Annotated in this window: 9 protein-coding genes; 5 read left to right on the top strand and 4 right to left on the bottom strand. The window is 56.0% G+C overall.

From position 1 onward, the window contains the following. Nucleotides 1-20 precede the first annotated feature (20 nt). The gene (locus tag AB6729_RS14210; protein WP_371082283.1) at nt 21-251 is read right to left on the bottom strand and encodes a DUF2892 domain-containing protein; all 231 of its coding nucleotides are present in this window, start codon (nt 249-251) and stop codon (nt 21-23) included. Nucleotides 252-343: 92 nt separating this feature from the next. Beyond that, complete coding sequence (locus tag AB6729_RS14205) at nt 344-1,081, bottom strand: hypothetical protein (RefSeq protein ID WP_371082282.1); 738 nt, start codon at nt 1,079-1,081, stop codon at nt 344-346. A gap of 230 nt (nt 1,082-1,311) precedes the next feature. Between AB6729_RS14205 and AB6729_RS14200 the strand changes: the two genes are divergently transcribed. Continuing rightward, nucleotides 1,312-1,530, top strand: a complete 219-nt coding sequence (locus AB6729_RS14200) for a hypothetical protein (RefSeq protein ID WP_371082281.1) — start codon at nt 1,312-1,314, stop codon at nt 1,528-1,530. A 196-nt stretch (nt 1,531-1,726) separates the two neighbouring features. On the opposite strand, the gene AB6729_RS14195 is transcribed toward AB6729_RS14200, so the two are convergent. Beyond that, nucleotides 1,727-2,785: an alpha/beta hydrolase gene (locus AB6729_RS14195; RefSeq protein WP_371082280.1), complete on the bottom strand. Its 1,059-nt coding sequence runs from the start codon at nt 2,783-2,785 to the stop codon at nt 1,727-1,729. Nucleotides 2,786-2,870: 85 nt separating this feature from the next. Here AB6729_RS14195 and AB6729_RS14190 point away from each other — a divergent pair, with 85 nt between their 5' ends. Then, nucleotides 2,871-3,593: a Crp/Fnr family transcriptional regulator gene (locus AB6729_RS14190; RefSeq protein ID WP_371082279.1), complete on the top strand. Its 723-nt coding sequence runs from the start codon at nt 2,871-2,873 to the stop codon at nt 3,591-3,593. An 88-nt stretch (nt 3,594-3,681) separates the two neighbouring features. Here the strand turns inward: AB6729_RS14190 and AB6729_RS14185 are convergent, their stop codons facing one another. Next, nucleotides 3,682-3,825: a hypothetical protein gene (locus AB6729_RS14185; RefSeq protein ID WP_371082278.1), complete on the bottom strand. Its 144-nt coding sequence runs from the start codon at nt 3,823-3,825 to the stop codon at nt 3,682-3,684. 259 nt (nt 3,826-4,084) lie between these two features. Between AB6729_RS14185 and AB6729_RS14180 the strand changes: the two genes are divergently transcribed. Genes AB6729_RS14180 through AB6729_RS14170 form a run of 3 tightly spaced genes read left to right on the top strand, consistent with a single transcriptional unit; the run spans nt 4,085 to nt 11,364 of the window. Next, nucleotides 4,085-7,072, top strand: coding sequence for an Ig-like domain repeat protein (locus tag AB6729_RS14180; protein ID WP_371082277.1), 2,988 nt, complete (start codon nt 4,085-4,087; stop codon nt 7,070-7,072). A gap of 49 nt (nt 7,073-7,121) precedes the next feature. Beyond that, on the top strand, nt 7,122-9,275 hold the full coding sequence (gene glmS / locus AB6729_RS14175; RefSeq protein ID WP_371082276.1) for a glutamine--fructose-6-phosphate transaminase (isomerizing): 2,154 nt from the start codon (nt 7,122-7,124) through the stop codon (nt 9,273-9,275). A 22-nt stretch (nt 9,276-9,297) separates the two neighbouring features. Continuing rightward, on the top strand, nt 9,298-11,364 hold the full coding sequence (locus tag AB6729_RS14170) for an ATP-dependent endonuclease (protein WP_371082275.1): 2,067 nt from the start codon (nt 9,298-9,300) through the stop codon (nt 11,362-11,364). Nucleotides 11,365-11,377: the final 13 nt, after the last annotated feature.

Here is an 11,377-nt window from a genome sequence, read left to right as displayed (position 1 = left end):
ATTGGGCCGTTTTGAAGGCGCTAGTGCGCGATACGGGTTTCCCGCCGCAATCGACGGGCTTCTTCGCAGGTGGTGCAGCCTATGAGGTCGTAGAAGGGGCAATAGCGGAAGGCTGCTGTGAGAAGCGGGACGAAGCCCAGAAGCGCGAGCCAGCGCCAGTCGCCTTTGAGCAGGGTTGCCAGGCTGAACAGCGCCATGCCAATCAGAAAGCGCACGAACATATCGAGCGCACCGACGTTTACATCGTCCATGACACTCACCTCCGCTGGCCTGATTTCGACCAGCGGCGATAAAGTACGCCTGCGCTTCCATGCTTGTCCAGCGAAAATTCCGCAGGACGAAATCAGCCTTTGATCCAGCCGGAAAGTGTGTTCCACCAACCCCAGTTCTGGGCAAAGTTGGCGCAGACGCAGACGATGGTATTTGCAGTAAATGCCACGGGATAAGCGGCGTAAAGCTTGCCTTTGCGCTTATCGTCGACCATGAGCATCAGCAAAACGAAACTCATGAGGCCGACCATCAGGTTCACATTCAAACGAAAGTGAGTGCGCAGGTAGGCGGACATAAGTCCCGCACGCGCCAGCGCCGGCGGCATCAGAAGCATCACCGTGCATGCAATGTATCGCGCGTGCAGTTGAATGTTGCGGGCGTACCAGATACCCAGGCCCACAAACAACGGAAACAGGAAGAGCGAAGCCACATCCAGAAACGCAAGATGGTCCACCATGAAGGGCGGGATCAGCGTGAAACGTAGCATAGAGCGGATCATGAAAAAGACACACACCACGATGGCCGGGACCAGCAGATATACCGCCCATCGGCCCAGTGTGCGGTGCAGCTTCATCCTGCCCTGCTGGTACAGGATGGGTTGCACGATGAGCGTGAGGATCCATCCGCCCATGAGCGCGCCATGGACGTGGTGCAGCAGCGGCTGCGTTCTGATCTGCGCGAAATAGCTATGGCCGAAACCGACCCAGGTGAGCACAATGCACAGCAGAAACCACCATTGGGCATGGGGATAGAGGATGCCAGGACGTTTGCCCTGGCCGCCGGACAACCAGGAAAGCGTGGATGTCGCCATGGAAGCGACCCTCTTCCTGAAGCAGAGATTGAGAGACGATTGGGAGTATTCTGCGCCGCGATGCTGCGATTCGCAAGCGCAAACTACAGGGCAACGAAAAACTCGGGGGGAGGCCACCAGGCACCGAATGGGCGATACGGTTTCATCCATACAGTTGGGCCATGCCACGCCGGTATTCCGGACATGCCCCATATGCACTACCCGCTTCGGCTGGATAAAATAAAACTGTTATGCCGCTGTTCCCGATCAAAACCTGTGTTGTGTGCGGAGAAGAATTCGAGCTGAAGCCGGATAAGCCCGGCTTTGCCAACCGCTGTCCTGAGTGCACCGAAGAAGAGATGGAAGCACAGAGAGAAAAGCTGGACGCGGACCAGCGCAAAGAGAAATCCGAAATGGATGCTGCGCGGCGCGAAACCATTCGGAACATGCTTTATCGCAAAGAGAGCTAAGGCACTGCGCACGTTGGCGCAACTTCCATACTTCTGATCCCTGAATCTTTATGCGCGCAGGATCAGAAGTGTGGCCAGCGAGAGAAACAGCAGAAGAAGCGCGGTGGCGGCAGCGTGTTGGAAATAACTCTTCATGGTGCGTGTGACCGCATGCCAGCCTGCATGGACTACACGCCAGATTGCTACGCCGCTTCTTTTATCGCCGTGCCAACTGCTGGTTGAAAAAGTCTGCCATGTACTTCCATGCCTCGCGCGTTTCGGGCAGCGAAGAGTTGTTCCAGAAACAGTGCGGCAGAGCTTCAAAGACGATCAAGCGACCATCGCTGCCTGCGCGAAGATAAGCGCGGTGAAGCATGGTGGTGCTGCTCAAAAGAAGGTCGCGCTCGCTGGTGAGAAAGAGTGCGGGCGGCATGTCGTGCAGATCCGCGTACAGCGGTGAGAGCACCGGATCGCGCGGATCGGTGGTGCCAACGTATGGGTTCGTCGTTGCGTTGTTGGGCACCTGCACATAGCCGCGCAGACCATCGGTGTTGTAGAGCGAGCGCGAATCGCCGCCGTCATCCATTGCAGCAGGCACAGAGAACGGGCCGAGTGCTGCGGGCATGGGCAATTTCAACTGCTTGATGCGCACCGCCGCCTGCATGGTGAGGCCAGCACCCGCGCTGCTGCCGAAGATAGCAATGTGTTGCGGACGGTACTTCTTCAGCAGTTCGCGATAGACGGCGACAACATCATCCACGCCAGCAGGGAATGGGTGTTCCGGCGCCATACGGTACAGCACGCTGACCACGCGGCTGCTGGTCATCGCAGCAACGGGAATGGATTCCGAGTAGGAGCCGGAGTCGGCATTGAATCCGCCACCGTGCAGGCAGATGAGCACGCGGTCTGGGTGCTTCATCTCCTTTGGCAATACTTCGCGCACCGGCACGCCCGCAACGGTGCTGTCGTGAACGGTAACGTCAAACATCTTCAGCAGAATGTCGCGATGCTGCGCCTGCGATTTGTCCAGCATCGTGCGGCGCTGTTCCAGTGTTTGCGGAACGTCCGCATCACCTGCAGGACGGCTGAGCCATGCCTTTGCTTCCGGGCTAATTCCTTTGGGCAAAGGTACGATGCGCTGCATGCGGACCGTGCCATCGGATTCTGTCACCGCGTGATTCGTCTGAATACTTGCTGCCGGATTTTCCTGTGCGCACAAACTACCGCACGCAATCGCACTTATCAGAACCGCAGACAACACGCGTGACATGGCCATTTCTCCCGTCCCAAGCTACTTCAGATACAGCGCTGTAAGCTACAGGAATTTTGCGACTCTCATACACTGAAAGACGGGGAGCCCCATGCCACTGCGCCGCAGTTGTCTTCAATGCGAGATCAAAGGCCCGCACTGTTTCTGTTCGCTGGACCATGTCGCCCTGGAGAAGCTGGACGGCATGGGCCAATTCGTGCACCTGGGCGCGCATGAATCGGTGCTGCGCGAAGGCTATGCGCCGGAACAGGTATACGTGGTCTGTCGCGGCACGATCAAGCTAACGACTTCCTCTCCCGATGGTCGATTGCTGCTGCTGCGCATTGTTGGTCCCGGCGATGTTCTTGGCCTTGCTGCTGCGCTCAAACGTAGCCGTTACGAAGCCACCGCCGAAACACTGGAACCGTGCTCCGTGAAAGCAATTCCGCGGACACAGTTCCTGTTGTTCATGGAGGAGTTTCAGGCGGTAAGCCGTAACTCCGTAATGGCCATGGCGCGCGAGTATGACTCTGCTGTGTTGAGCGCGCGGCGACTGGCGCTTTCCAGCTCTGCATCTGCGAAGCTCGCCAGCGTTCTGGTGGAGTGGGGCGGCCTGGTGCTGGCTGGCGAGCATGACAATCACAACGGCCGCTTCCCCAATACTGTCCGCTTCCACATGCCGCTCACGCACGAAGAACTGGGCCATATGGCTGGCATCTCGCGCGAGACAGTGACACGTGTTCTGTCGTCCTTTCGAAAAGAAGGATTGTTGCAGATGGATGGAAACACGCTTCAACTGAAAGACATGGAACAACTGCGCCACTGCGCTGAATAACCTTCGTAAAAAAAGCGGCCTGCCAGGAGAAGTCAGCAGGCCGCAACACGAAGGTGGTTATAGGTGGACTGGAGCGCAAAGAAAAACGTCACGGCCACATGTACATCAGGGCGATACGCTTGTGGTCACTGGTAAGCAGCCAGTTCTTTACCCCATGCCCGTTGTTCAGATAGTTGTGTTTGTTGTAACGCGGCGTTGCCACGTTCGGGACAACAGGTGCAACGGCGCTCATCGGCATTCTCCTGCCGCATCGCATGTGGATGTGGCCAGCACCGCCAGTACGATCAGCGGCGGGCAGTTTGAGCTGGTGCCATAGCCTGCACACTTCCCTGCGCAGGGCCGGTTGGAGCTGGGGCAGATCTTCGTCGATGGAATACGCATGGGCGGAACCTCGTATGCGTATCGTCTGCGGTTTCGCGCGACGGGTCTGTGACGACGGTCACACGGTTTGTCAGGCTTGTGTCAGATATGTGTCATGGATACACACGTCTGTGGCAGAATGGCTTCACTCACTTATGACCATTCCCCTGCTCTCCCGGCGTTTTGCCGCAGTGCTGTTTGCAGTGCTGTTTTGCCTGTCCCTGCATGCGCAGACGACCATTCGCGTCCCTGCTGACAAACCCACGATCCAGTCCGCAATCGACAGCAGCAGCAATGGCGGCACCGTGATCGTTGCTCCGGGAACTTACTACGTGAACCTGGACTTCCACGGGCGCAACATCACGGTTACCAGTTCGGATGGCCCCGCCACCACCATTCTGGATGGCAGTTCGACAGGCCCCGTGGTGGCATTCGGCAGCGGGGAAACCAGCCAGGCGATACTCAGCGGCTTCACCATCCGCAACGGTTCCGGGTCGGGTCCGTCGAACATCGGCGGCGGAGGCGTCTACATTCATTACGCTTCGCCTACCATCCAGAACAATATCTTCACCGACAATGCATGCACCAGCATTAATGCACAGGGAAGCCCCACCATTACGGGTAACACCATTACCCGCACCCATACCTACAACCCCGTGAGCCAATGCACGTATCGCGGAACCGCAATCCTTCTCTACGGCGGATCACGCGCACATGCCACCAGGAACACGATCATCGGGAATACAGAGTCCGGGAACGGTACGATCCTCGTCTGGGCGTCGGAGGATGCCGTCATTGAAAACAATATCTTCCGCAATAACAGCCCTGCTTCGGCAGCGGCTGGGTGCGGCGCCACCATCTGCATGTTCAACGCTTCCAGGATCACCATTGATGGCAACGAAATCAGCAATAACAGCTCAAATGTGGCAAATTCGGCGTCCGCAATCCATCTGGGACTCCTGGATCTCACCGCCCCTGGACTCCTCCCGCTCGGCGCTCCGCTCATCCGCATCCTGAACAACACCATTGCCAACAACGGTACCGGAGCGCTTCCGCAGGTATTTATCGACTCTGCTCATGCCCGTGTACAGGTCGTGAACAACATCGTCTCCAGCAACAGCGGCGCTCCAGGCTTCCTATGCCGTCTCAACTCCGCCTATGCGACGGTCGGCAACGTTCCTGTCTTTGTCTTCAATGACTCCTATACCGCAGGCATTCCCTTTTCGTCAGACTGCGGGGCGGATGCGACTCATGGAAACATCACCAGCGATCCACAACTCAGTGTCGATGCAAAAGGCAATCTCGCACCACACTCTGCAGCGGTCATCGATACAGGCAGCAACAGTGTGCTGCCTCAGCCTGCAACCGATCTGGAAGGTAACCCGCGCACGCAGGGGAGCGCTCCGGTCAATATTGACATGGGTGCAATTGAGTTGCCTGGTATGTGGACTGGCCCCCAGAACCGCATCATTCAGGGCCCCTCACGCTATGTGACTGGACCAGACAACATTACTGTCACTTACGCGCTGGTTCTGAGCGGCACAACAAGTTGGACTACCAATAATCCAGTCACTCTCTATGTCGATGGCGTTGCGGCACAGACGCAGGACATCATCGTTAACAACGCGCCGCCTTATTACTCCGGTAGTTTCTCCATCGGCCTCAGTCCAGGGCAGCACGAACTTCAGGTGCGTTTCGCAGAAACCAACGGAGCAAGAGCCATCTCATTGCCCACCCGGGTCTATGTTTCTTCAACGCCTGCTTCCTCAGCCCTTGTTGTGATGAATGTGGATTCGCAGACATATGTTGGAAGCAAACTCTCCGGTCAGGTTCGCTGCAGACTCAATCAGAATCAATCCCTTCAGGGACACATGCGCATCTTCGATAATGGCAATCTTCTTGTCGATGCCATTCCGACTGGAACCGCAGATGTCTACGCGACCTTCTTCGCAGATGCTGGCTCTCATCAGTACGAGTGCGATTACGAAGGCCTCGACTTCAACGACAGCATAGTCAACTCTCAGATCCTCTCAAATTCGGCGCCCTCGGTGGGTGGTCTGTACTCGCTTCCTGATCCCAGCGAATACGGCGACCCGGTCACCATTGGCGGCAGCACCAAGCCATTTCCAGCAGGTGCGACCGGACATTTGCGTGTGACGGAAGGCAGCACTGTCATCCTTGATAAAGGCCTTGACGCCACGGGCGATGCCAACATCGTCACCACGACACTCACTCCCGGTCGGCATACATTTCAGGGCGTCTTGACCAGTAGCATTCCCGGTGCCGACATCACCGGCGTCTTTAGCCAGACTGTGCACTTTGCACCAACCACGCTCTCTCTGGCCGGCAATCCCACATCAGGAACCACGGCTACCCCCATCGTTCTCACCACGGCGGCATCTTCCAGTTACAAAGGCACGGCGCTTACTGGCACCATAAGCATTCTGGACAATGGCACAAAGCTGGGCATTGCCGGAGTATTAAATGGCAACGTTACGCTTCCCGCAGGAACACTCACGGGTGGAACGCACGTACTTACTGCGGTCTATAGCGGCACTACAATCTTTGCGCCCTCTACATCGAATACCGTCACGATAACGCTTACGGTTCCACCACCGCCAGACTTCTCTATCTCTCCAACCGGCCCGACGCTCAGCGTGCAGACAGAACATCACGCCACGACGAAGCTCACGCTAACCTCCATGAACAATTTCAACGGCAGCGTCTCACTCACCTGTGGCAACCTGCCGCCGGTGGCCACCTGCACCTTCGACAGGGGCCGCTATGCATTGTCGTCCACGGCAGCCGTTTCCTTTGTTGTGGAGACATCCACAATTACAAACTTCAAATCAGAGACACGGTCGATGGCCCCATCGACGATTGCACTGTGCCTTCTGCCTGCGGCTGGAATGCTGTTCTTTGTACCACGACGTCGACTGCCGCTATTCATGGCTGCGTTGGTAACGATCCTGCTGCTGGGTACGACAGCATGCAGTGGCAAGTATCCGGACCACACACCTCCCGGGACGTATGCCGTTACCATCACAGCCACAGGCGTAAGTGGTGGCACATCTGTCACACACACTGTCCCCTTCAGACTCATCGTTGCGCCGGAATGAACCTCCGGCGCAACATGCTTTCGCCCTATCGCGTTCTACACTGACATCCATGTGCGGAATCATTGGCTATATCGGTCCAAAAGATGTTGTCCCCCTGATTGTGGAAGGTTTGCGTCGGCTGGAGTATCGCGGATACGACTCTGCTGGCATCGCCGTCGCGGGCATCGCTGACAACCCCACACTACTCGACGTGCGACGCGCGCCCGGCAAGCTGAGCAACCTGGAGAAGGTGCTGCAGGAGCATCCACTGCGTGGCACCTACGGCATTGGCCACACCCGCTGGGCCACGCACGGCCGCCCCACCGAAGAGAACGCACACCCGCATCGCGACGGCACCGGCACGCTCGTCGTCGTCCACAACGGCATCGTGGAAAACTACCTCTCGCTGAAGCACGACCTCATCGCACGCGGCCATCGCTTCGTCTCCGAAACCGATACCGAAATCATCGCGCACCTCATCGAAGACGAGCTCGAAAAAGCCGCCGGTTCGATTCCAGCCACCGCCACCGAAGCGGGTGCCCCACATCTCGCTTCTGAGATGTGGGATCAGAGCCCCACCGAAGCCAACGCCGCAGAAGCCATCCTCGAAACCCCACCCAGCAACATACCCCTCGAAGAGGCCGTGCGGCGTGCGGTGAAGCGGCTCACCGGAGCGTTCGCCATCGGCGTCCTCAGCGCGCGCGAGCCGGACAAACTCGTCGCCGCACGCAGCGGACCGCCCGCCGTCATCGGCATCGGCGACGGCGAATACTTCCTCGCCTCCGACGTCCCCGGCATCCTGCATCACACACGCGACATCGTCTTCCTCAACGACGGCGAGTGCGCCATCCTGACGAAGTCCGGTGTCACCTTCACCGACTTCGAAGGCATCGTGCATGAGCGCCAGCCGCAGCGCATTACATGGGATCCCATCCAGGCGGAAAAGGCCGGCTACAAGCACTTCATGCTCAAGGAAATCAACGAGCAGCCGCGCGCCGTCCGCGACACTACGCTGGGCCGCGTCTCGCTCGACAGCGGCCAGGTCTACCTCCCCGACCTCCAGATCTCCCCCGAACAAATCAAAGCCGCCACCAGCATGACCATCGCTGCCTGCGGCACCAGTTGGCACGCAGGCCTCGCGGGCAAGTTCATGATCGAGCGCCTCGCCCGCCTCCCCGTCGACGTCGACTACGCCAGCGAATATCGCTACCGCGACCCCATCCCCGGATCGTTAGGTTTGTTAATTACCCAAAGCGGCGAGACGGCAGACACCATCGCCGCACAAATGGAGATGGTCAGCAAAGGCACGCCCACACTGGCCATCTGCAACGTGGTGGGATCGGCGATCACGCGCAAAGCATCCGGCGTCATCACCACCAACGCAGGCCCGGAAATCGGCGTCGCCTCCACCAAGGCCTTCACCGCGCAACTCACCGCGCTGTTTACGCTGGCACTCTACCTGGGACAGCAGCGCGGCCATGTCACCGCCGAGCAGTCAAAACAATATGTCTCCGAGTTAGCCGAAATCCCCCGTAAGTTAGAAGAAATCCTGCGCGGCGTCGACGACCAGTGTTGCGATCTGGCCAAACACTTCTCTACCGCGCGCGACTTCCTCTTCCTCGGCCGAGGCATCCACTACCCCATCGCCCTCGAAGGCGCGCTCAAGCTCAAGGAGATTAGTTACATCCACGCCGAAGGCTACCCCGCCGGCGAAATGAAGCACGGCCCCAACGCCCTCATCGACGAAACGCTCCCCGTCGTCTGCATCGCCACCAAGGACCCCGCAGACCCCACCAGCGTCCTCAAGTACGAAAAGACCCTCTCCAACATCCAGGAAGTAACCGCCCGCAGCGGCCGCGTCATCGCCATCGCCACCGCACCCTACCAGTACGACGAGCAGAACGCATCTTCCTTCAGTACTCCGTCATCCCGACCGGAGCGCAGCGAAGTGGAGGGACCTGCTTCTCCTGTCCCAGTTGGGAATGCAAACGCGGCAGCCACAACGGCCGAAGCGCTAAAGGCCCGCGCAGTCCACGAACAACAGGAACACACCCACCTACAGGGCCTGGTCGAACACGTCATCACCATCCCAGCCGCCCCGGAACTACTCCTACCCATCCTCGAAGTAGTCCCCCTGCAACTCCTCGCGTACCACATAGCAGTACGCCGAGGCTGCGACGTAGACCAACCAAGAAACCTTGCTAAGAGTGTGACGGTGGAATAACTTGGAGCAAATGGAGGCCTAATTGCACTTAAGAAGCATATCTATCGAAAATTTTCGGGCGATAAATCGCCTCAACCTTGATCTAGATGAAGGTGCAAATCTCCTGATAGGTCCTAATGCAGTCGGGAAAACGACTGTACTCGAAGCGCTTCGACTTTGTAAGGCAACCCTAGCGCCCCGTACCCAGAGCGAATCCCGCGCGATTCTCGTGGCGCTAGGAGTAACGCCCCAAAATCTACCCAATGTCCAAAACTTTTCTGCAATTTCTAATGAGCGGCAAGAGCCAATCAAGATTTCGTGCAAATTTGGCTTGAGTCAGTCCGAAGTTACGATGCTACCGGCCATCTTTCCCGATCTTGTACGACGAATAATTTCTGCACAGACGGGCATATCACTTGAAACTGGCCAAACGTCACTCATTCAATTTATGTCATCTCCAAATGGGATCGCGATGAAATCCCAAGTCGATCAATTTGTCCAACAACATATTGCGAGACTCACGGCATCGGCTTCATGCGATTTACTGTTACAGATCAATCCAACAGAAGGAAGCTATGAGGGCGGCGACCTCTTCGCGCAGACGGTATTCTCTGTGTTCGAAAGTCGCCTTAGCCCTTTTAAGTCGCTATTTAGCTTCTTTCCCGCTGATCGCGCAATGCCAACTGGCGACATCCCTATTCAACTTGGCTCCGTAGACGCACAACAACAACTTGAGTCACACAACTCTCAACCATCCTTGAAATACCAACGGCTCAAAACAACCATATTCTCTGCTTTATTGGAGGGCCCCGAAAGCAGAAAACGAATGGAAGACGTCTTCGGACGAGTCTTCAACTCACTTTTGAAGGAACGAGAGCTTGTCGATTTTTCGGTCAATCAATTTGGACAAGCATCGATCACTGTTAGAGATACCAGAAGCGGGAAAGTCTTCGATATCGACTCGATGAGCAGCGGCGAGAAAGGCTTGATCCTTCTGTTTGTAACCCTAGACCGATCCATTGAGAACGGTGGTTTAGTGCTTCTTGATGAGCCCGAACTACATCTTAATCCTGCGGTTTGCAAGGATCTTCTCACCTTCCTAGACGAAGAATTTTTGAAACCAAGGAACATGCAGGCTTTGATCTGTACGCACTCGCCGGAAATATTAGGCGCGGCAATGCGGATTGACAAAGCCAAAGTATTTCACTTGAGACAAGGTGGCATGGCATCGGTAATCCGCAAACAAGATCAACCTGAAGTCGCACAGGCTCTCAAGTTGCTAGGCACCTCAGAAGTTGAAGAAATGCTTTATCAAGCCGTTGTATTCGTCGAAGGGCCTGATGATGTCGAATTATTGGAGACTGCATTTCCAAAAATTCTTTCACGTGTTAAATTCCGAGACCTTGCAGGAAGAAAAGAAGTTGAAAAGCAGATCGTCAAGCTTCAGGAAGCAGAGAAGAACGGTACGAAAGAGGGAACATCTTATTTTCTTTTCGACAGAGATGATCGCCCATCAAATCTCACTAGCTCAAATCAGGTGAAGATCGAACAATGGTCTCGTTACTGTCTCGAGAACTACCTCTTAGATCAACAAGTCCTCTACGATGTGCTTCGCAAAGATTTTGCAGCAACAAATTTGCCGACCGATCTTGGAAGCGCAACCCAACTTTTTGAACAAATAGCGAAGCGGCAGCTTCGCGCGCGAGCCATCGATCAAGCTTATGAGGAACTGGATTATGAGAATCCCGGTCTTCGCCCCCCGGACCGTAGCGCCGGTAATTATCAGAAAGCAGCGGAAGCTTTATTCGGTCGACTATCTAAGATACGCCAACAAGTTACTCTCCTTAATGAAACGACTTGGAAGAACCAATTCATCGAACGCTGCGAGGCAATCCACCGCGAGAAAGAACAAGAGTGGTCAAGCTCTTGGATAACACAATGCAGCGGCAAGCAGTTTTTTAAAGACCTGTATCAGACTGTCGGTTTGAACATAAAGCCTATAGCTCTTAAACGTCATCTTTTGAAGGAAAATAAATTCTTCAATGATGGTGAAGGTTCTGAGAGCTGGAAATTGCTTAAAAGTTCGTTCGATGGCCTGTTCGAGAAATGAGCATTTTCTATTT

Source organism: Terriglobus sp. RCC_193, from assembly GCF_041355105.1.
Taxonomy (GTDB): Bacteria; Acidobacteriota; Terriglobia; order Terriglobales; family Acidobacteriaceae; genus Terriglobus.
Note: the sequence above shows the minus strand (reverse complement) of the source record. Positions and strands in the feature narration are given on the sequence as shown.